At 41.3% G+C, this 20,323-nt stretch carries 21 protein-coding genes; 2 read left to right on the top strand and 19 right to left on the bottom strand.

Going from position 1 to position 20,323, the window contains the following annotated elements; all coding sequences use genetic code 11:
- Nucleotides 1-98: 98 nt before the first annotated feature.
- Nucleotides 99-1,400: a hypothetical protein gene (locus ACQ4N8_RS20265; RefSeq protein WP_430706158.1), complete on the bottom strand. Its 1,302-nt coding sequence runs from the start codon at nt 1,398-1,400 to the stop codon at nt 99-101.
- A gap of 538 nt (nt 1,401-1,938) precedes the next feature.
- On the opposite strand from ACQ4N8_RS20265, the gene ACQ4N8_RS20260 reads away from it, so the two are divergent.
- The gene (locus ACQ4N8_RS20260; protein WP_430706157.1) at nt 1,939-2,079 is read left to right on the top strand and encodes an HIRAN domain-containing protein; all 141 of its coding nucleotides are present in this window, start codon (nt 1,939-1,941) and stop codon (nt 2,077-2,079) included.
- 444 nt (nt 2,080-2,523) lie between these two features.
- Here ACQ4N8_RS20260 and ACQ4N8_RS20255 read toward each other — a convergent pair whose 3' ends face one another.
- From ACQ4N8_RS20255 to ACQ4N8_RS20215, 9 genes are all read right to left on the bottom strand, one after another.
- Nucleotides 2,524-4,176 carry a TnsD family Tn7-like transposition protein gene (locus ACQ4N8_RS20255; RefSeq protein ID WP_430706156.1) on the bottom strand — a complete coding sequence of 551 codons (1,653 nt, stop codon included), beginning with the start codon at nt 4,174-4,176 and terminating at the stop codon, nt 2,524-2,526.
- An 81-nt stretch (nt 4,177-4,257) separates the two neighbouring features.
- Complete coding sequence (locus ACQ4N8_RS20250; protein ID WP_430706155.1) at nt 4,258-5,643, bottom strand: TnsD family Tn7-like transposition protein; 1,386 nt, start codon at nt 5,641-5,643, stop codon at nt 4,258-4,260.
- Between the two features lie 6 nt (nt 5,644-5,649).
- Nucleotides 5,650-5,958: a hypothetical protein gene (locus ACQ4N8_RS20245; RefSeq protein ID WP_430706154.1), complete on the bottom strand. Its 309-nt coding sequence runs from the start codon at nt 5,956-5,958 to the stop codon at nt 5,650-5,652.
- Nucleotides 5,959-6,036: 78 nt separating this feature from the next.
- Nucleotides 6,037-6,708: an ATP-binding protein gene (locus tag ACQ4N8_RS20240; RefSeq protein ID WP_430706153.1), complete on the bottom strand. Its 672-nt coding sequence runs from the start codon at nt 6,706-6,708 to the stop codon at nt 6,037-6,039.
- Nucleotides 6,698-7,309, bottom strand: a complete 612-nt coding sequence (locus tag ACQ4N8_RS20235) for a hypothetical protein (protein WP_430706152.1) — start codon at nt 7,307-7,309, stop codon at nt 6,698-6,700. The genes ACQ4N8_RS20240 and ACQ4N8_RS20235 overlap by 11 nt, the downstream gene beginning before the upstream one ends.
- On the bottom strand, nt 7,306-9,510 hold the full coding sequence (locus ACQ4N8_RS20230; RefSeq protein ID WP_430706151.1) for a hypothetical protein: 2,205 nt from the start codon (nt 9,508-9,510) through the stop codon (nt 7,306-7,308). Before ACQ4N8_RS20230 ends, ACQ4N8_RS20235 begins: the two co-directional genes overlap by 4 nt.
- Entirely contained in the window at nt 9,500-10,333 is an 834-nt protein-coding gene (locus ACQ4N8_RS20225) for a TnsA endonuclease N-terminal domain-containing protein (RefSeq protein ID WP_430706150.1), read from the bottom strand. Before ACQ4N8_RS20225 ends, ACQ4N8_RS20230 begins: the two co-directional genes overlap by 11 nt.
- Nucleotides 10,334-10,784: 451 nt before the next feature.
- Nucleotides 10,785-11,117: a hypothetical protein gene (locus ACQ4N8_RS20220; RefSeq protein WP_430706149.1), complete on the bottom strand. Its 333-nt coding sequence runs from the start codon at nt 11,115-11,117 to the stop codon at nt 10,785-10,787.
- 184 nt (nt 11,118-11,301) lie between these two features.
- Nucleotides 11,302-12,147 (bottom strand): SPL family radical SAM protein, encoded by an 846-nt coding sequence (locus ACQ4N8_RS20215; protein WP_430706148.1) that lies wholly within the window; start codon nt 12,145-12,147, stop codon nt 11,302-11,304.
- 164 nt (nt 12,148-12,311) lie between these two features.
- Here ACQ4N8_RS20215 and ACQ4N8_RS20210 point away from each other — a divergent pair, with 164 nt between their 5' ends.
- Nucleotides 12,312-12,659 carry a winged helix-turn-helix transcriptional regulator gene (locus tag ACQ4N8_RS20210; protein ID WP_430706147.1) on the top strand — a complete coding sequence of 116 codons (348 nt, stop codon included), beginning with the start codon at nt 12,312-12,314 and terminating at the stop codon, nt 12,657-12,659.
- 28 nt (nt 12,660-12,687) lie between these two features.
- Here the strand turns inward: ACQ4N8_RS20210 and ACQ4N8_RS20205 are convergent, their stop codons facing one another.
- From ACQ4N8_RS20205 to ACQ4N8_RS20165, 9 genes are all read right to left on the bottom strand, one after another.
- Nucleotides 12,688-13,599: a protein-ADP-ribose hydrolase gene (locus tag ACQ4N8_RS20205; RefSeq protein WP_430706146.1), complete on the bottom strand. Its 912-nt coding sequence runs from the start codon at nt 13,597-13,599 to the stop codon at nt 12,688-12,690.
- A 26-nt stretch (nt 13,600-13,625) separates the two neighbouring features.
- The gene (locus ACQ4N8_RS20200) at nt 13,626-14,468 is read right to left on the bottom strand and encodes a Sir2 silent information regulator family NAD-dependent deacetylase (protein ID WP_430706145.1); all 843 of its coding nucleotides are present in this window, start codon (nt 14,466-14,468) and stop codon (nt 13,626-13,628) included.
- 60 nt (nt 14,469-14,528) lie between these two features.
- A complete protein-coding gene (locus tag ACQ4N8_RS20195) occupies nt 14,529-15,497 on the bottom strand; it encodes a zinc-binding alcohol dehydrogenase family protein (protein WP_430706144.1) in 969 nt (322 codons plus the stop codon).
- 23 nt (nt 15,498-15,520) lie between these two features.
- Nucleotides 15,521-16,129: an ABC transporter permease gene (locus ACQ4N8_RS20190; protein WP_430706143.1), complete on the bottom strand. Its 609-nt coding sequence runs from the start codon at nt 16,127-16,129 to the stop codon at nt 15,521-15,523.
- On the bottom strand, nt 16,126-16,893 hold the full coding sequence (locus ACQ4N8_RS20185; RefSeq protein WP_430706142.1) for an ABC transporter ATP-binding protein: 768 nt from the start codon (nt 16,891-16,893) through the stop codon (nt 16,126-16,128). Before ACQ4N8_RS20185 ends, ACQ4N8_RS20190 begins: the two co-directional genes overlap by 4 nt.
- Before the next feature lie 26 nt (nt 16,894-16,919).
- On the bottom strand, nt 16,920-17,849 hold the full coding sequence (locus tag ACQ4N8_RS20180; protein ID WP_430706141.1) for a glycine betaine ABC transporter substrate-binding protein: 930 nt from the start codon (nt 17,847-17,849) through the stop codon (nt 16,920-16,922).
- Between the two features lie 16 nt (nt 17,850-17,865).
- Complete coding sequence (locus ACQ4N8_RS20175) at nt 17,866-18,516, bottom strand: ABC transporter permease (RefSeq protein WP_430706140.1); 651 nt, start codon at nt 18,514-18,516, stop codon at nt 17,866-17,868.
- A 346-nt stretch (nt 18,517-18,862) separates the two neighbouring features.
- Nucleotides 18,863-19,633, bottom strand: a complete 771-nt coding sequence (locus ACQ4N8_RS20170; RefSeq protein ID WP_430706139.1) for a DODA-type extradiol aromatic ring-opening family dioxygenase — start codon at nt 19,631-19,633, stop codon at nt 18,863-18,865.
- A 7-nt stretch (nt 19,634-19,640) separates the two neighbouring features.
- A complete protein-coding gene (locus tag ACQ4N8_RS20165) occupies nt 19,641-20,300 on the bottom strand; it encodes an alpha/beta hydrolase (protein ID WP_430706138.1) in 660 nt (219 codons plus the stop codon).
- Between the last annotated feature and the right edge of the window lie 23 nt (nt 20,301-20,323).

Here is a 20,323-nt window from a genome sequence, read left to right as displayed (position 1 = left end):
CTCTTACTACCTTTAAACGAAATTCATCTTTGGCTTTTCCCATAACTTAATCCTCTCCCTTATTTCCATTGTAAATCCTTGTAGGGGAGGACTCCAGTTTATTTAGGGGGCCTAGAGGTTTGTACATTGATTTTTTGTAATTCATCTGAAACAAAAGCTGATTTATTTGAAAAGAGACTATGTATAAATCCTCTACCGAGCTGTAACTCACTAAAATCTTTAGGAAAAATATTCTTATAAGAAATAATTGCAAGTAGCTTATTGCAGTCGAGTTCAGTAGACTGAATTCGTCCATGGTAAATGACGTATTCATTATAGATATTTTTTAAAAGCCGCATATCATCAATATACAAAGATAGTTCTTGAAGAAAATTCTTATCAAAATCTTCAAAAATGCCACCCTTTTTTAAGTGATCAATAAACTGGTCATATGAATTTGAACCATCTACAATAGGAACAATTGGAACAATGAAGTCAAAAAATTTGGTTCTATCTTTAGAGGTAAATATATCATCGCGAAGAAGATAGAAAAACCGGATAATCCTAGTAGATTTTTTATTAATAAGATAATTTATCTCCCTTAACTTTCCAAAGATTTGGTTACTGTTGAATCTGTCCATATCTTCAAACACAAAGACATCAACATCGGCATTTTCAAAAAGATATAATACTTCGTTAAGATATTTATCAAAATAAGACTGATCAGTTTGCTCAAATATCTCAATCTCATTGCCTTGTACTTTCAATTTTTTAAACAAGACTCTTTTGTACTGAAATAACCTAATTAATTCAAATATTAAGTAAGTTGACATAACTATGCAAAAAATTCCAGATATAACAACAAAACTATCATTAGTACTCCAAGTAAGAATTGTTTTTAGTTCTTTATTAGACAAATTCTTTACAAAGTGCCTCCAATTGTTCACTCTCAATACATATGTCGCTAATAATAAAAAAAGGGTAACCAAAGAAGCAATACCCCACATTTTTAATAATGATATTTTCCTTTTAGTCTTAAATTGAGTTTGAGGAATCTTGTCAGGATTAATTTGATGGATTAACTGATTTAGAATTTTCCCCTCTAAAGATTTATCATTTACTATGTTGTCTTTTGACTCAAAATTACTTTTTTTACTTTCTTCTTCATTTAACAATTCAAAACTTACTGAATCTTCAAAATGGGCTAACGAAATGTTTAACAACCTTTTATCTGATCTTTTATTTTTGTAAGTTTCCAAAATACTGCTTTTCCCAGCACTATATGGTCCTGTGATTGCAATGTTTTTTAAATCATCTTGTTTGAAAATAAAGTCTAATGCATCCTCATAGATATTCAAATCGGCATTTTGTGTAGGAGTTAATTTTTGGAAATTAAATTTATTTTGTAACACTACCGCCATCATCCTTTCTCTCTTAACGATAGAAAGTTGCTACTCCAAATAATAATTTTTTATATTACTACCCTACATTGCATTATAATGTTTAATTATTAAAGGTAATTCTGCATGTCTCGGCACTATTCCTCTTTGTATCATATTTTTTTATGAATTAGTTGGTTTAGCTAAACAGCCTGCCGGATCACGCCGGCAGGCTGTTTGATAGAACTAACCTCTCCGTTATAGCCCCCTGAAAGTGCTAGCAATAAAATGATAAATCTTGCATTTTCATATGGTAATCTCCGATACCCAACAATTTAAGTATAGATCTAATTACAATCATCTGAGCAATTTGGTTTACTCGCAACTTTGAAGTGACTGTTGAATCGTCTGTAGGCAATCTAGCACTTTTGATCTTTCTTTCTATACCAGAAGCGCGAAGGGTACCTGAGTGTAAAACTTCATTTCTAAGAGAACTAATGAGTTGAGAATAACTTTGAACTTTATCATCAAAATTGTCTATATTATGTAAAATCGATAGTAAATCATGGTTTCTTAAAAAGTGAATTGTTCTTTCGGTAATCCGTTTGATCCGTACGCGGTAAAAGTGATGGATAGTATTAATACTCATTTAGGTTTTATCGCAAAAGATTGGGCAGCCATTTTATCGAACAAATTGGATAAAGGATTTTTAGATTTGTAGCTACAGTAACAGGGAAGTATCCGAAACATATCGAAATAAGTCTACAGACGGTAGTCGATGAAAAAATTTCCGTTGGGCCAGCCAATTTTCTGTAGCATTGGCGCAAAACGGGCACCGACGATTCGGAGGCTTGTGATCCGTCCAAAGTTATATAATTCAAGCCTCTTCAAGCTCATGTTAAGTATCTGCTTCTTTATCAATTGCAAATCCGTAAACGTTAGATCCCTTTATGCCTCTCAAGGTAATAGTATAATTCTAACTCCGAGAGAATCTATCTCCTTCGTTGAATTCACCATAACGCCTGTGTCCAGTCTACAATGTAGTGTAGTTATTCAGATCAAAAGTAACAACTTCTAGCATGCCGTTTATACTCGTTATGGTTTCCAATTTTTCAAGTAAATTTTCTAATTTTACATACATAAAAACATGTAGGGTCTCCTAGGATTAATCTGAATAAGTTCGTCGATGACCTGAACGTCTAGAAGTTGGTAACCACTTTTGTAGCCAGTCGTTATCGTTTCTCCAAAGCCAGCGGTAAAGCACATCGTCTATTTCTAGTAATTCTGTTCTGGTAGCCTCTGGATGTTGTTTGATTGTGATTAAAAACAATTTTCTCTTCTTAAGAATAAGATCTTTCCTAGCTATTTTTTTTTCTAACCACTCTCTGTCATAGTTGCGTAACCACAAATAATCGCGTCCATTTTTTTTAGCTAGTTCCGTTCGAGAGGTAGATTTATTCTCTTTCAAAAATATTGTGAAACGTTCACGTATAGTCTTTCTGGCAATAACAAAATCTTCACGCCCCCCGAGAAGATGCGTTACGTTGCTTTCCCTTAGTTTTTTTAAAATGAACGTCCCCGATACCTTTAGCTCACGTTGTAAATATTTAACACCTTTGGCAACCTTGATGAGCTCCTCCCACTTTTTATCCCATAAATCTCCGGTCTTTAATATATGATGGATTTTATAAATGTCATCCCTTTTTTTATCCGGTCCGACTCTAGAATATGTAAAGCCGCAATATCTACATTCAAAAACCCCAAGAGGTCGCACGTTCCCTTTTCTATAATTTAGAGTAACTCGATCTATAGCTATTTTTCTATAAAATCTACATGCTACGTTTAAACATGGCCATCCACCTGCATTAAAATCTTTTTTGATATTGATATTTAAAAACGACTCAATCGAATCACTTAAAAAAACCATAACTAACAAGTGATATAGGGGATGGATATTTTTGGTATATTGATACCTGATAATTTTTCTGAACCAAGATTGTTTGTTATCAAATTGAGGAATATCTACAGATATATCTTTTAAAAACTCTGGACTAAATCGTTTGAAAAACTGTTCCATTAATAAATGGTGATCTATCACTGAAATTCTGAGTTTATTTATATGTCCTTTATCCCTTAATACTTGTAAATATTTTTGTTGAATTATTGTTGTGTTATCACTGATGATACCTCTTAGTAAACCGTAGCTCTCGACCGCAACGATAAATAAATTTTCATCGTGGTTTTGGAATGTAAGAGATAAATCGTGGCCCGACGCACAAAAAGTCGGTGTGATACAGATCTCATTGGTGGTAGTAAAACAAAAGTTTCCTTTACAGATGGGGCAAGAAGAATGCAACATAACATTATGTTTATAGCAGACTAACACCCCAGGTAATTGATGAGCACGATGCCAGTACGGTTCACCTACTGAGTTGATATCTTCTTTCAAACAAAGAGGGCACAAAAAGAGTTGAGTTTTTGATCTAATTAAAGATCTAGTCAATCCTGCATGTTGATTAGGAGACCTTCCAGTACCAGCTCCTTTAATCATTGAAAGTTTTAGATTGTCTCGTTGGCTATTTGTCAAGAAGCTATAGTAATAAGGATACAAGGTATGTTCATGAAGCAATTCATCGGCTTTAAGACCAGTTGCGTAAGATAGATCTTCTAATCTAGACGGCAAATCAAATTTATTTTGTACATGGGGGCTACCAAACATATTACGTAGCAAGCGTTTATAGCCCTTCTTACCGAGACAGTTAACTTTCCTTGCAATGAAGCTGCAAACCAGCTCGTCAGAATACAATTTATCATTCATGGTTTTTCACTCCCATAGATAGTCCTAAGCCCGGCTATCTAAAAGGTAATATTCCTATAACTTGTGACCTAACATGTTTTTTTATGATGCAGTTGAGAATTGTTTTATGTTTACAATTAATTTTTGTTGTAAATAGCTTGCTACTTCAATTGAAGCATATTTTCTAATGGCTGCCTTCCGCAGTATTCTCCACTCGGATAAAACTTTTCCTGCTAAAATAAGAGAGTCACTAGCCCAATCTATCTTTCTCATTTGATGTTGAACTTCCGTTTCCAAGTTCCTGTGCAGCAACGCTCTACAAATTGGCAACTTGTCTAAATGTCGCTCTAACAAAGCTAACTGCCCGATGTGTCGCCCAATTCTAGAGATTGTTAACCGAAGGGGTTTACCTGAAGCAGAGCGTATCTCTAGGATGGCTTCATTAATGCTTTGAGCAATTTGTTTGTCTCGCTTTATCCAGTCAACTCGCGGTTTGTTATTTATACTGGTACTTCTCACTCTGGCACCCTTCATATAGCCTTTTGTCACATAGTCCCCGACGTTTTTATAGTCCTCAAAAAAACTCTCAACATCCTGCCACAAGCACTGTATCACCAATATATGTAGCAGCGGATGAAACGAGCGCCGTGGAGCACGTAGGATGCATGCAAGCCATGAATCAACTCCAACAGGTGAAGGTACTCCTATTAAACTCAGCAGGTCCGAAGAATAGAATCCCCTCAACATTTGGGAAACCTGAGCCTGCTCCACTCTTCCCTTCGTTGAACACAACCCTAGTTGTATAAGACGCTGCTGATATACCTGATGAAACTTCTGGTAGTTAAGGGCACCACACCTTCCGAGTTCATAAACCTGCGTAATACCACACGATAATAAACGGGCTTTATCGTCGTGAACCCTCACAACTTCCTCTGAAAGATCATGTCCATTCCGACAGTGAGAAGGGCACAATGGGAGACTGGATTCTGTATGCTCTACTAGCTTTTCTCCGCAAGTACTACAATTCGAAATAAGCCTGTGGAGATGCTTAGGACATACCAGCATTCCTGGAAGTTGATGCTTTATGTGCCAAAACGGTTCACCATTGGCTGTATAGTCGTCACGCAAACAACCTGGACATAACTTTAAATTCTGTTTGTGTCGGACCACACTAGCCATAATTCCTGTTGTAAGATGAACAGCACTTCCCCGATCATCGATCATAGCAGTAAAAACCTTCTTCGCCTGAGCATCCGTTATAAAAGATTGAAACAAAGGATACATCGTATGTTCTTGGATAATCTGTTCATTTGACATGGTAAAAACTTTGTTCGCTGTAAGCATCCCAATGGAGGAAGGCAAATCCACGGAGGCCTTCTTATGATCAAAACCAAACAATCGTTTCATGGATGGCTTTATTCGTTTGTCTCCGGTATTTGCTTTTCTTGCGAGGGCACTAACCAAAATCTCATCCGGGTATATTTCCATTGATCACTATAGCCCCAATCTACTTCTGACATCCTGCACGAATCCAGCTTGCTTTATCAGCAAATGAAATGAAGTAGTTTTTGATTTTGCCTTACGGTCGATAACAGCCATTAACCCAGTTGCCTTTTTGTTACTTGAGTTGTTAGACTTCTTTCTTTGGGATTTCTCAGGAGTGGGCGAATTTGAGGAGATGCCAGCTTGAACATTGTCGTATTTGCTCATTGCCTTTAAATACGCTGCCTTTTTCCATACTGATATATCATCCGCACGTCCCTCTAAGGCAACCTCTTTCGCCTGATCCTCTGTATACCCCATGTCCATTATCCAATACACGACTTCGTTAAAAAGTTGCTCATCCTTCTGCTCTATAAGCGCCTCATCTAATTCAATGCCCTACTCTTTTGAAAATAACTCCCTATCTTCATTATTGATCATTTTCTCAGGCTCGAAGCTCATGAAAATATCTAAGTACTTTTGCATCTCCACTTTCTTTCCACTTCGCAGTGCATCAAGAGCTGGTTGCAAAAGCCGAAACTGGTCCTGTGCAACCGAATGAATAATTTCCACTGTCAATCGTTCATCGTCCAAACCAATTGCTCTTTTCTGCGCCTCTTTGAATATTTTTATGACCAAATCCGGGATACCTTGCGACTCATAATATAGTGCTCTTTCCATGGCAACCGTACATTCTACATGTTCTTTAGTCCATTGATATTTCCAGATATATTTGATAAGTGTTCGCCAATCGTTACTATCTTGCTGAAGCCGATCCCAGTCCACACTTCCTTGATCCGTAATTCTCTTTATATTACGGAACTCTTTGGTAAACAAATGACGAGCCTTTGGCGTCCCAATTAGGACAATCGGAACTCCAATTGTGTTGGTGAGTGTGTTGAAAAAATTAAGCATCAATGCAGCACCGCCGGATTTAACTTCGTAAAGATATTGAATCTCGTCAATAACAAGAACACCTAAGTGATGCTTAAGCGCGAGTGATGACATGATCCGGATCAGCTCATCCGTTTTGTAACCCATAAATGTATTGTATTCCACTTCACCTACCAACTCGGAGATCTCGTGTATGAAGTTTAGACAAAGCTGCTTTATCGTCCCGGATACCGGACACAATCTTAAGCCATACAAGTTGTTTTACCTTATACTCAGGGTGCACGATTACTTGGGGGTAAAGGTTCAGTATCCTGGATATCCCTGTAGATTTTCCTGCCCCGGATATGCCTATGATGCCGAGTCCGGAAGCGGTTGGTGACGGGATGTTATACTTCTCTTTCTCAAGATCTGCGATGTCGGGACGCTCGAATCTCATCATGCAGTTCCGTACTCGTCTCGTGTGATCGCCGTTAGCAATATTTCTGGACAGATACCCTTTCCGAATTAATATAGACAGCTTCTCTTCGACCTCTAGATGTTTATTTAATGGAATGATAAAGGAAGATAGTCGCTCGACACAGTGCTTTCTTTTGCCAGGGGGTAGTTCACGTTCTCCAAGATCGAATTTTTTAACAAGTTTAATTTTCTTGGCTGTTTCTTGTAGGTCCAGTATCTCAGGCAAAGCTTCGATCAAGGGGTGGTCGTCATACTCTTGGATCCCAGTTTTTTTGTAAGTTGCGAACTCAATTCTGCCCCGGAGAGGTTTCCGAGCATTCATTCTTCATCATCCTCTTCCATTGCTCTGAGTATTGAATCAGTATGGTCAACTCGCGGGACATACTTATCAGACTTTCTGTCAGCCAGATACACAACCTTCTCATTTTTGGTTGCCTCTAACGGTTCATCCTTCTCGAGTCTCCACGCTCTCTCCTCGCGTTCTTCCTGTTTACTAATTGCACGGTGTTCACGAACATCCTCTGGCCTAGTCCGCCTTGCCTGATCTTGAGTTTCAGCCACCGTTTTCTTCTTCGCTTGTTTAATAGTTTTATTGTTTTTATCAATCAATCTCAGTTTTTCTTCCGTGTTTTTTGACCTTCCCTTTTTCGCCTGTCGAGCTTCATATGCAACGACATCAAAGTCCTCTTCCCACCGAAAAACTCTATTGCTCTGGATATACTTGCTATGCTGCTCCTCAAGCTTGAAGCATTCTTCAAACCGACCATCAGGGTGTCTCAAGAATAGCCGTGATGTATCCCTTGGATCAAAACTATACTCCACACTAATCTTCTCACCATTGCGAGCGCGAAAACGCCAATTTTCTTCTTCGGCTGTGACACACGTATAGAGATCTTTATTAAATCTGATACCACTGGCTGTGAATCGAGCTCTCCTAGAAGGAAGTAGATTCATGCGGAGCTGATCTTTGCTTACATAACTCAATGTGCCAAGGCTGTTCTTCCTGCCCCAGTGCCACAAATCTACCGGTGTAGGGGTCACGTCATCTTCAATCATGGCATCATTTCTACGGTAACTCTGCATGTAGTGTTTGTTATGGTATCTGACACACTCGATCAGGATGGTCTCAAACTCGTGAATATCCAAGGCACGATCATCCTTCGTGTCGGAATCTCCGCGCTCCTTCATTCGTTCTAAGATACCCCCTGGCGTCCATTTGACGTACAAATCATCACTCAGATCAAAAGCTTTCTCAACAAACGGTTTCCAATCTGCTCGAAAAGGTGGGAGATGCTCGACTTTTACATTAAGTGTTTTAATCAGATTAGAAGGCTTTTTGCCTACATACTCACCACGGTCAGTCGTTAATCGCTCCGGTAAACCGAAGGCGGGCCAATCTTCTTTCGTAATATCAATGCCAAAACGCTTGCAATATTCAACCTTGTCAGATGCGGCATTCTCGAGTGCTAGTGTAGCGCCTATCCAGCTTGGTCCTTCCAAGCCAACGTACAAGCCTACAATAAGCCTGCTAAATACATCAATAACAAAATAAATGACAGGCCGTCCGATTAGCCAATCACGATTTTTTCGATTAACCAAGTAGATATTTCCGATTGTTGCATCGATTTGATAGATGGAACCTGGCCCAAAGGAAGCTTTATCGAAATTGCCATCGATTGCCCGATATTTAAGATTCACTTTCCGTGTTCCTAATCGCTTCGATAATTCTTCAACCAGGTTTCTCTCTTTGCTGTACCAATAATAAAACTGTCGGAAAGTAGGCCTTTCATGCTCAGGCAAGAGTGTAATACCATCATCTTCGTCGATGTATGCTTTAAAGAATCTTCCTAACATCAGCTCATATACTTCATACAGACTGCGCTTCTCACGTTTTTTGTACCAGAGTTCAATTGCCTTTCGGAAGTGTTTCCTTATTTCTTCCGTGACATTTATTCCTATGAGTTCGGGGTCATCCTTACTTTCGTTATTCGGACATCCGAGTTTCTTTCCTAAACCGGATCGTTCTTTTCCTCTTCCACCACAGTTCGTATAGTCGGGAAGTAGTGCATTAATAACCATCCCCCTCTGCCAGTACTTACGAAGGTTGTTTCGTATTAATGTCTTTGAGACTTTAGATTGCTCGTGAATCTCCTCGATAATGATGCCCCTTAGCCGCTTTTTATAGATATCTGGAACATGCTTCCCGGTAACAGCTGGCTCCAGGTACCCCCATACCTTATCTCTTATTTGGATCTCTTTCTTATTCAGACTTTGATCGGGTAAAGATAGTCGAGGAATGACATATGATGTGACTTGAATATCCAGAGATTCAATCTGGTGTTCTATCTCCGTTCGATTAATTACTTCAGGTTGAGCCGTTTTGTCATGTATATCGATTGTGACCACTAGATGACGGTTTAGCCAAAGCACTCGGTGTAACGTCGGCTGCACGTCTTCCTCACTGTAATCCTTATCCGTTGGCCAAACCTCAAGAATACTGTTCACATAGAGTTCAGTTTGCAACCTGATTCAAGCCTCCCTTCTCATTGGGCATAGAGATCCCTATCAGAGCAAGCGGTTGATTGGTCTCGATTAACTCCTCCATATTGATCTTCCACTGTTTAGTGACAATGCAGTATCTGACGATTGTGAGACTTTCTCCAGGCTGCAAACCCAATCGATCATCACAAAAATTAGTGATGTCGGTTATTTTCTTCTCTCCCTTAAGGAAAAGCGGCTCCATGACCCGCTTGGCTTTCTCAACAGTGGTTGAGGAAATGTGGTAATCATCGAAATAATAAGTGGAGTGGACGTATTCAATGTTCTTTACATACACAAGTGGGATGTCCTTCTCTGTTACAAGCTCCCACCTTACTCCTCTTCGTTCCCAGTACATTCGCTCAATCTCCATTTTTTCAACTTCTCTTTTAGTAATTGAGTCGCTTTTCTTAAAGGAAACCGCTAACTGTTTGTCGAGCAAATCTAAAAGAAAGTCTGTAGTTATAACCTTCAGTTCATTTCCTGGGGGATCGATAGGATGGTCCACTCCAAGCTCTTCCGCAATTGAAACAGTTTCTGAAATATCAAAGCCCGATTCATCGAGCAACGGGAATTGCTCACGAATATCAACGACTACTCGGGACCAATCTACCAGAAGAAAGTAAAAATACTCCCAGTCAGATAAAAACAAATGCTCCCGTTCTGTCTTTATGCCTTTTGGCCGATGTGTCTTCCCTTTCGAAGGTACACTTTTTGCTGTCAACCAAGGCTTATATCCTTCGCCAGTTCCCTTACCTCGCCCTTCTTTAACCCAACGTGCTATTCGTTTTTCAAGCGAGGCTCTCATTTTAATCCTCCCAACAGAAAGGACGACCCGCCTTATGCCTGCGAGTCGTCCTAGATGATATGTATTCTATTCTAAATTCTGAAATTTCAATTCTTAAAATGATTTACCCCAATTGCATATCTTTCAAACTCTTTTAACATCAACCTCTCTTTTATTACTTGATACTCCACTCAGGTTGTTTCATATATAGCCTGATCCCGGACTGATTTTTCAGAGTGAGATTTCCCGGAAACCGATTGAACCCCATCTGCATCCTGTCTTCAAATGATTTGCTCTTTTGGACAAAATCCATACTTCACACGAGGGGATAGTATCTTTTTATTGTTTCTGGACATCTTTCCTAGACCTTGATAGTCTTTTTGGGTGACATAAAATAGATAAGGTTCCATTCACGTCTTATACCTGTTGAATATTCCTAAGTGATTTCTGATGTTTATTAACGCTCATCTAATCATTTAAGCTTTATTTCTGAGGAACGCTCTCCTTGAAGTTTTTGAAAACGCTGAAAGTACTCCTCTAGCTTTTCCTTATAATCGGCATACTCACTTTTAGACTTGATCGACTCGCATTCAATCAAATTATTGTTTTTCTTTTCATCCACTATATATATTCTATTCAATGTCTCAGGATCAAATAATACTGCAACCGGCCAATCTCCTGACCGGTTTGCAATTTCAAACCAACTCTCCTTTATAGCTTGCGAGGTTGAGTAATAAATCCCTCTGAAAAAAACACCTCTTGAAGTTACTTGTGCAATTCCAATTAAATACTCATTCATTCTCATAAATAACTGTCCCCCTACTTCAAAAAAGTTTAATAGTAAATTGTTATCCGTTTTCGGATATTTTTATACTCCTGATCTCCTTTTAGATAACCTTAACTGAGAAAACAACACAAAAAGCAGCCGCTCACGGCTGCCGAATAGTTCATTTATATTCGATTTTAGAATTCCAGTGAATCTCATTCTATCACCTGGTCTTTATTGACGGGAAAGCTCCGCTCTTCGAAATCTTAACCATCTCATCCGGGAAGAACTTTTTAAAGTACCTTTCAACTCTGACATGAATATCTCGCTCATACCACTTAGAGAGGTCGTGAGCTTCAAATAACTGAGGCATTCTTAAACGTTCTGAACGTTTCCCCATCGAACCGTCACCAATATGGAGCGTATCGATCCAAATGCGGTCCACAATCCCCTCCAGCAGCTTAGGGAAATCAGGGGTAAATGGAAGCACGGGAGAGATGGAGGCTTGAGTCGGAACACCCACCTCATGCAGCTTTCTAAGAGCACTAAGTCTCACTTTAATTCCAGGAGCATACGGAGCAAAAATCCGTTTGATATCTTCCCGATCCGTTTCGATTGTCATAGAAACAATCACCCGGCACTTTCCCGCTAAGGTGACAAGCAAATCGAGATCCCTCGTGACAAGTGGGCTCCGCGTCTGAAGTTGGAGCAGATCAGGCGGATGATCCACCATCTCCTCCAAAATCCGTCGTGTTATGTTCGACGTTCTTTCAATCGGCTGATATGGATCCGTTGCAGAAGACATAAAGATATTAACCGGTTTAGTTCTCTGACGAAGCTTGATCATTTCACTCCGGTAATTATCAGCAGCGTTCGTTTTAATATCCACCCATTCGCCCCACGGAATCTCTTTATATATTTGGACAGGCATTTCTCTAACATAACAGTATTTACAAGCAAAAGCGCACCCGCTGTACGGATTTAAGGAATGAGTAAATCCAATATTCAAATATCCCTTTGCTTCGCTTAGAATTTTTTTTGACAACAACGCTTTTACTTCTGTACGCATCTAGTGAGTAACACCTCAATCAAGTTTGCATTAATCGGTTACTAATATTATGATACTAGTGTAGCATTCTTTTTCGGATATAGGGGTCCTTTTTATACTATCTACATTAGATAATACATTCACCTATTCAAGAGATGATTAACAAGGATTGGAGGATTAACGAAATGTTAACAAAAGACGAGCTCCCTTTTTGCCCAGTAGCAACCACGGTCGGATTAATCGGCAATAAGTGGAAATTGCTGATACTTAGGAATTTATTAGCTACACCGAATCGTTTTAACGAATTCAGAAAGACTATACCAGGCATCAGCCAGAAAGTGCTTACCGATAATCTTCGCTCCATGGAGAATGATGGCATCATAGTGAGAACCGTATATGCGGAAGTTCCCCCGCGTGTTGAGTATTCTCTAAGCGAATTGGGCGAAACGATGCGTCCAATCATTGCCGCCATGGAACAGTGGGGCAATGGATACCAGGAAATCTACAAGAAAAATGACGAGGAAGCCCAGTAATACATGTATAGGTGTTCTTTCGTCAGTCTTATTTCTTGCGCTCTGTAAATACTTTAGCATATTCATGATAATCAGCTTCACTAAAAACATTAAAAAGAATCTTTTCAAAGTGATGTTTAGGATTGGCGTTCAACCAGTCGTTGACGGTATTTACCGCAATGAATGCCGCCTCCGGCTTGGGGAAACCAAACACCCCCGTTGAGATCGCACAAAACGCGACCGACTTGATTTCCGGTAATTCATGAGCCAGTTCCAGGCAGGAAATGTAGCATGAAGCTAATTCCTCACGCTGTAAAGGGGTTAATACTGTTCCTTGGAGTACAATGGGGCCGACCGTATGCAGTACATAGGAGGAGGGCAAGTTATAGCCTCTTGTAATCTTGGCTCCTCCTGTGAATTCGGTCTCCTTCTGGATCGACATGATGGTGTTGCAATCTTCCCTTAATCGGGGGCCGGCTGCAGAATGGATCGCATTATCAATGCACGCGTGCATCGGCTGAAAACAGCCGAGCATGTACTTATTAGCCGCATTTACGATAGCATCAGTATTTAACCGCGTAATGTCTCCTTGCCATAAAACCAACCTCTCTGATTGATTGTACGGACTTTGAGGAAACAGTGAGGTTACCGGAGAAAGTCTATCGACACGTACAACTTCCTTTTCCATTAATTCGCACTGCAAAAGAGAGTCTATCCGGTCAAGCACATCTTGGCCCAAAGGTGACGGCTCCCGCTTGTTTAATAGTCCCTTTAATAAATGCCTTTTTCTAGCATGATCACCAAGAGCAGCAGTACTGCCATCGTAATCCCGTTCTCTTAAAAAGAATTCAACGAGTTCGTCCACTACTTTCACTTTACTGTCTATATAATGTAGGGATGGCGCATACTTGTATCTTAGATGGATTGCAGACTCGTACTCCTTTAATGGTAACTGCTGCATGTTATCACTTTCTCCCTTGCGGTGATCTAGTTCAATAATGATTGAACAACTTTGTCCATAGGTTCAGTAAAGGGTATCGTCTTTGCCTTGTTCTCCTTAAACCCCTCAGGATCATTCAGGTTCATACGAATCAACGTTGCCTCCGGATTATGATAGGTCCACAATTCAAACGGATAGCGAATAATACCTGGTGTATTAAATCCGACACCCAATTCCATATAGACAGTCTTTCGACTGTTTGCAGTATTTACAAAATCCTGATACCGGGTATTTGCTTGATCCCAATATTCATCCTGGACAAAGTATTGGTTTTTCCGTAAGTTCACATCCATCTCTCCCCCACAGACGGGACATTTAGGAACGAGAACCGATGGTATTTTACAATTGAAAGTCTCCGCCACCATCTCTCGGACTGCTTCTTCGTTGTAGTATAACTTATTGTGGCAGGCATTCTCGCACTGAAAATAACAATAATCCCCTTGAATCTCAAACACTTGGTGCGGAGGGAAACCCGCTTTAACGAACTGGCTCTCCACATTCGTAGAGATGACGAAGTATTCCTTTTCTTTAACGATTTCAAACAGATCCTGATAAAGCTTGGTGGCTTCTGTCTCATAACGGTTAAGGCTGATATGCTTGGCCCAGTAGGCCCATCTTTCTTCCTGTGTCTTAAAGTTATAGAAACTTGATGAATACAAATCCGTGAACCCGTACTGTTCAATAAATGGGGCAAAATGATCCGTGAATCTTCTTCCGCTATAGGTAAGTCCTGCAGCGGCCGACAAACCAGCTCCTCCGCCCAATAATACATACTCAGCCTCATGCAGCGCCTTTTTCGCCTGTTCTATTCGCCCAGCCCAGTCATTCATTCTTTTTCCCTCCAATAAAAAAGTCCCATTTGGAAGCGATGGGACGTAGAAATTCTTGCATTACTTATCGTTTACTACTACAATTTTCCCGTTCGCCTTATTACTCTCCATTAACTGATGGGCTTCGTGAATTTGATCCAAAGAAAACACTTTTGCGATGGGAACTTTAATTTGATACTGATCAATAAAGCGGAAGAGCTCAACAAGCAGCTCTTCTTTCACAGGGGTACTTGTAAAAGAGGTAAGATACACCCCGGTAGGAATATCAACCATGGGCTCGAAACGGTCCAATACCCATTCGCCGCCTAAAATCCCTGTCATACACACAATACCGTATTCAGCCACGAGTCGGAGGGAGGAGTTCAGAGTCGCGGTTCCTACCAGCTCCAACACCTTATCGACGCCTTTAGGAGCAACGGTGTAAAGCTGTTCCTTTAAGCTTTCATTGTCAAGCAACACCTCATCCGCTCCGAACTGCTTCAGGTAGTCGAGTTTGCTCTCGTTCCTCGTAGTCGCAATAACGTAAACCCCCTTACTCTTGGCGAGCTGCAATGCAGCCAGTCCCACCGAGCTGGTTCCGCCACGGATTAGCAGGATTTCACCATTGGAAAGCTTGAGTACATCAAAGAGTGAAGCATAAGCCGTATAATACATTTCGGGTACAGCCGCAAGTGTTGCCCAGTCCATACCATTATCAATCGCATATACCTGATTGGAAGGAATAAGACTATACTCCGCATAACTGCCGTCAAAATCCCGTCCAAGACCTCCCATCAATGAAACGACCCGCTGCCCTATTGAAAACCCGCTGTCCGAAGGATGCTCAATTTCACCTACACACTCTATGCCGATAATGCGTGGAAGTTTAACCGACGGCGAGTGTCCTTGACGTGTGAAGATTTCAGAACGGTTTATGCCAAAAGCTTTTATCTTTACGAGTACCCAGCCCGGCTTCACTACCGGTTTGAGTACTTCACTTACTTTCAATTGTTCAGGCGCGCCTGGTTGATTTAAAACAACTGCCTTCATGGCTCACCGTCCTCTTTCAGTAGTTACAGTTTTTTTTCAATCTGAATGAATAACGCATTTACTCCAATAGCCAAACCGGCTGACAAGACGCTGCCCCACACCATTTTATCGACATTCAGGGTGCGAAGCCCGTCTAACAGGATATCACCTAAGCCTCCTGCGTTGATCAACGCAGCAATGGTAGCCATCCCTATCGTTGACACGACTGCAAGCCGGATTCCTGTAAAGATCGCTTTCTTGGATAGCGGCAGTCTCACTTGAAAGAACACCTGAATGGTTCTCATCCCCATTCCCGTCGCCGCCTCTATGATTGAAGGATCAACATGGTTTAAGCCAGCAATAAAATTGCGAAGAAGCAAGTATTGATTGTAGAGCACGAGAACAATAACAGCCGTTTCGGTACCTAATCCGGTTACTGGAATCATGACAGCAAATACGGCCAAGCTGGGAATCGTGTAAATCACCGAAAAGATATGGACCAGTATATTGGAAACCGTCTTCGAATACATAGCCAATACTGTCAAGATAAAGGCCACGATGAGGGAGAACATCAATGAGATGGTCACCATCTCTAAATGTTCTAAGAGCGCCTTACCCAATTTGTCCGGATGTTCAAGAGCGTACTCGATCACTCCAATTCCTCCCAAAATCGTTCTTGCTTCCTTGAGGAATCAATTAACGATGAAACAAAATCATCAGCAGGATGCCTAATGATGTTTCTTGGAGTATCAAACTGACAGACCCGTCCTTTATCCATAATAATGACCCTGGTTCCCAGCTTGAACGCTTCATTAATATCATGGGTGACAAAGAGAAACGTCTTATTCAGTCCCCCATGAAGCCGCAAAAGCTCATCCTGTAAATTCATTCGTGTAATGGCATCAATAGCGCCAAAAGGCTCATCCAGCAGCATAATCTTCGGATCCACAGCCAAAGCTCTCGCCAGTCCGATACGCTGCTGTTGGCCGCCAGATAGCTGCGACGGGTAGCGGTTCCTAAATTCCTTAGGGTCCAGCCCCACAAGTGTCAGCAACTCTACTACTCTAGCTTCAATATCGGGTTTGCTCCATTTTAGCAGCTTGGGAACGGTCGCAATGTTTTGAGCTATAGTCATATGGGGAAACAGTCCGACCTGCTGTATGACATACCCGATCCGCCTTCTTACGATTACGGGATCTACCGTGGCAATGTCTTCTCCAAACAAACGAATCGTCCCCTCATTGGGTTCATAAAGACGGTTAATCATCTTAAGCAATGTCGTTTTTCCGGAACCGGAGGAGCCCAAAATCGTAATGAACTCCCCTTCTTCAATGGACAAACTTACATGGTCCACTGCATAGTATCCGGCTTGGTTATATTTTTTGCTCACATTATTAAATTCAATCGCTGTAGGCATTACGCGCTGCCCTCCGTCAATTCCACTTATTTTGTAATGGAATCGTAGTACTCTTTAGCTACATCCTCGTACTCTTCTTTATCGACATCCACCTTAGCGTTTAATTCCGTAATGGTTTTGGTATCCAAAGTCTGGCTAACTTTATTGATGACCTCAGCAATCGCCGGGTTTTCATCCAGAACATTATTTCGTACAACAGGAGCTAAATTATAAGGAGGCCAAACCTGCTTATCGTCTTCAAGCAAGGTGAATTGCTCCGTGTCAACCAGCCGTCCTTCCGTTGTATAAGCCGGTGCAACGTCAGCTTCATTGTTGCTCAGCACTTCGTATTTCAAGCTGTTATCGTACACCTTCGAGGATTTCCAATTCAACGGACCGTACACCTTCTCAAGCGCAGGAATTCCGTCTTCCCGCTGGTCCACTTCTCCCTGCGATGCAAATCGAAGTTCGTTTGCATATTTTTGCAGATCGGAGATCGTGGTAATGCCCAGCTTTTTCGAGACATCCGTACGAATAACCAGTCCTGCCCCGTCGTTCGCCTGCGAGTAATCCAGCCAAGTTACCTGGAACTCCTGATTGTACGCCTCTTTTACGGTTTTATACACTTCTTCAGGATCCGTAATCAAATCCTTTTTCAAAATGGTCAACAGCCCGGTACCCGTGTATTCAGGATACATATCAATCTCATTGTTAATCAGAGAGGTATGAATGACCGACCCAGCGATATTAAAAACTCTTTCCACTTTAAAATCAGCATCTTCAAGCGCCAAAGCGTATAATTCAGCGACAATAAGGTTCTCCGTGAAGTCTTTGGAACCGACACGGATCGTTGAACTCGAAGCCGTATCCGCATTTGAGCTTGCATTTGAATTGGTCGCGTTATTCGATCCACACGCCGTAACCGTAAGGATCAGAATCAGCATTGCGATCATCGATGACATTTTGTTCTTTTTCATTGCCTAGCCCTACTTTCTAGTTGGTTTTATATTTGAACAGACACCTGTCCGCCAAATCAATCAATAACCCTGAAACTATGGAAAGAATTGCAACCGAAATGCCGCCAATTAACAGCAAATCTGTCCGGTTTAACCCCAGACCAGTGAAAATAAGACTTCCTAACCCGCCTGCCCCGATCTTGGCAGCCAAAGTCGCGCTAGCAACAATCTCAATAACGGCGGTTTTGATACCGGTTAAAATAAGAGGGGAAGCCAGTGGAAACTTCACTCTCCACAATACCTGTCGTTCCGTCATCCCGATACCATAGGCAGTTTCCAGCATGAATGCAGGCACTTCCTGCAGTCCGGTAATTGTATTCATAAGGATCGGAGGGATCGCCAGTAAGACCAACGCTGTCATCGCTGGCCGAACCCCTGTACCCATGACCGGTATCAAAAGAATAAGAATCGCCAAACTCGGAATAATCCGCAAAATTTGAAAGAGGGAGACGATCCACTTTTCCGACTTACTAAACTTGGTACATAAATATCCGAAGGAAACGCCAAGAATGGACGATATCGATATCGCAATGACGCTAATCCGGAAGTGTTCTCCAACCGAATAAAAATAATCACCCGCATCCTTAGCAAAGTAATCTGCTATCTGTGTAAACAAACCGCCATCCAAACTGATCCCACCCTTTAATATCAAACCGTTACGTATCGCTCAAATTGATTTTAAGCTCTATGCCTTCATTAATGAAGAAGGCACCTTTTTATTATATAGTTACCTTTTTGTGACTACTGGGTATTGCCGCTGATTGCTGCCGCATAATTGTTATATTTTACCGAAAGTGTATCGATTGTATTCATTATCGAAATATTAAAAGGACAGTTTAGTCGGTTATCCCCCGGCTAAATCTGTCCTTTGGAACACAGTTTTGAGAATATCGACATATTTCGCAGAATTGATGATAATAACTAGCAATTTTTCGGAACTGCTAGTGTACTTACTAGTGTCCCTTTAACTAACGTTAACTAAACTGCCAGCAACTTAAGCTCAGGTTCCCATATTGGTAGCTACGGTGAAGAAACTTCGCTTTACGGTTGGTATCGCCCGCTCCCATGGCCAGAAGAAGCGGAATGAAGTGCTCACTTGTCGGTACGGCAACCTGGGCGTTAGGAGCCAACTCACGATATTTAAACAACGAATCCGTATCCCAAGATTCGATTCTACTTTGGATCCAGGTATCAAACTGCTCTGCCCAGTTATCAACTCCTTGGGACCGCCAATTTAATCGTCCCAAGTTATGAACGGTTCCTCCGCTGCCAATGATCAGAACATTCTGTTCGCGAAGCTCTCCAAGCGCCTTGCCGATCTGATATTGCTGTTCGTTAGTCAGATATCGATTGACGGACAAGGCAACGACAGGAATATCCGCATCCGGATACAGCAGATTGAGGACTGCCCAAGCCCCGTGATCCAAACCTCTTGTCTCATTTCGAACATTCTCAACACCATGCTTAGCAAACAACGCTTGAATTTGATTCACGATTTTACGATCGCTTTTGGCCGGGTATGTCATCTGGTAAAGCTCATCTTGGAATCCGCCAAAATCATAGATGGTTTCATAAGTTTCAGCTGCGCTGACTGTTTGTACCGATTCCTCCCAATGGGCGGAGAAGAGAACAATCGCTTTCGGTTTTGGCGTATCGTCTTTAAAGTGTTTAAGCAGACGTGTATAATCATTATCTTCAAGCACGATGGATGGTGCGCCGTGTGCAAAAAAATAGGATGGCAGCATGTATCTCTCACTCCTTATTTAGACTAGACTCGGCATCCTTCTTCAGCCACTTTAGAAAATCAAGCTGGTTTTCTTCCGATACCCCATGATCAGTCGGATATAACTTGAAAGTCAAATGCTCTGTTTGATCCTGCAAATATGCAGCCGTCTCTTGGCCGATCCGAACAGGGAAAACGGAATCATACTCCCCATGCGAAACAAAAACCGAAACTTTCTTCAGGTTTCGTAGTGAATACTCCGTCTTCACAAATTCAGGGATGTACCCGTTCAATGCTACGATCCCCTTTAATTGATCTCCCATCGTAAGTGCAAGCGACATAGATAGAATCGCACCTTGGCTAAAGCCGAGCAAATACCGTTTATTCGGATCAATCGGATACTTATCCGTCGCATCATGAATGAAAGCTTCGAGTTGAGTAACCGCTCCATCAAACATTTCCCTAATCGGATTGCCAAGGCTTTTTAATTCGTAGTACTGGAACCCGGGTCCAAGGGGCAGATTCCCTCGTATTCCGATGATGATAAAATCTTCGGCTAACGGTGCGGCCAGACCGAACATATTTCGTTCATTCGAGCCTTTGCCATGTAAAGTAAAAATGACGGGATATTTCCTGTTGTGCTCCAGGTTAGCCGGTATATGAATGTCATATTGATAAGTCGTATTCATCATGACCACCCTTACCTTGTAGA

The sequence above is a fragment of the Paenibacillus macerans genome, assembly GCF_050565405.1.
Classification (GTDB): Bacteria; Bacillota; Bacilli; order Paenibacillales; family Paenibacillaceae; genus Fontibacillus; species Fontibacillus macerans_B.
Note: the sequence above shows the minus strand (reverse complement) of the source record. Positions and strands in the feature narration are given on the sequence as shown.

Coding starts and splice junctions, on each gene's coding strand:
- ACQ4N8_RS20265 (WP_430706158.1), bottom strand. CDS start 1,400: ATGGCGGTAGTGTTACAAAATAAATTTAATTTCCAAAAATTAACTCCT.
- ACQ4N8_RS20255 (WP_430706156.1), bottom strand. CDS start 4,176: ATGAATGATAAATTGTATTCTGACGAGCTGGTTTGCAGCTTCATTGCA.
- ACQ4N8_RS20250 (WP_430706155.1), bottom strand. CDS start 5,643: ATGGAAATATACCCGGATGAGATTTTGGTTAGTGCCCTCGCAAGAAAA.
- ACQ4N8_RS20245 (WP_430706154.1), bottom strand. CDS start 5,958: ATGGGGTATACAGAGGATCAGGCGAAAGAGGTTGCCTTAGAGGGACGT.
- ACQ4N8_RS20235 (WP_430706152.1), bottom strand. CDS start 7,309: ATGAATGCTCGGAAACCTCTCCGGGGCAGAATTGAGTTCGCAACTTAC.
- ACQ4N8_RS20225 (WP_430706150.1), bottom strand. CDS start 10,333: ATGAGAGCCTCGCTTGAAAAACGAATAGCACGTTGGGTTAAAGAAGGG.
- ACQ4N8_RS20220 (WP_430706149.1), bottom strand. CDS start 11,117: ATGAGAATGAATGAGTATTTAATTGGAATTGCACAAGTAACTTCAAGA.
- ACQ4N8_RS20215 (WP_430706148.1), bottom strand. CDS start 12,147: ATGCGTACAGAAGTAAAAGCGTTGTTGTCAAAAAAAATTCTAAGCGAA.
- ACQ4N8_RS20210 (WP_430706147.1), top strand. CDS start 12,312: ATGTTAACAAAAGACGAGCTCCCTTTTTGCCCAGTAGCAACCACGGTC.
- ACQ4N8_RS20205 (WP_430706146.1), bottom strand. CDS start 13,599: ATGCAGCAGTTACCATTAAAGGAGTACGAGTCTGCAATCCATCTAAGA.
- ACQ4N8_RS20200 (WP_430706145.1), bottom strand. CDS start 14,468: ATGAATGACTGGGCTGGGCGAATAGAACAGGCGAAAAAGGCGCTGCAT.
- ACQ4N8_RS20195 (WP_430706144.1), bottom strand. CDS start 15,497: ATGAAGGCAGTTGTTTTAAATCAACCAGGCGCGCCTGAACAATTGAAA.
- ACQ4N8_RS20185 (WP_430706142.1), bottom strand. CDS start 16,893: ATGCCTACAGCGATTGAATTTAATAATGTGAGCAAAAAATATAACCAA.
- ACQ4N8_RS20180 (WP_430706141.1), bottom strand. CDS start 17,849: ATGAAAAAGAACAAAATGTCATCGATGATCGCAATGCTGATTCTGATC.
- ACQ4N8_RS20170 (WP_430706139.1), bottom strand. CDS start 19,633: ATGCTGCCATCCTATTTTTTTGCACACGGCGCACCATCCATCGTGCTT.
- ACQ4N8_RS20165 (WP_430706138.1), bottom strand. CDS start 20,300: ATGAATACGACTTATCAATATGACATTCATATACCGGCTAACCTGGAG.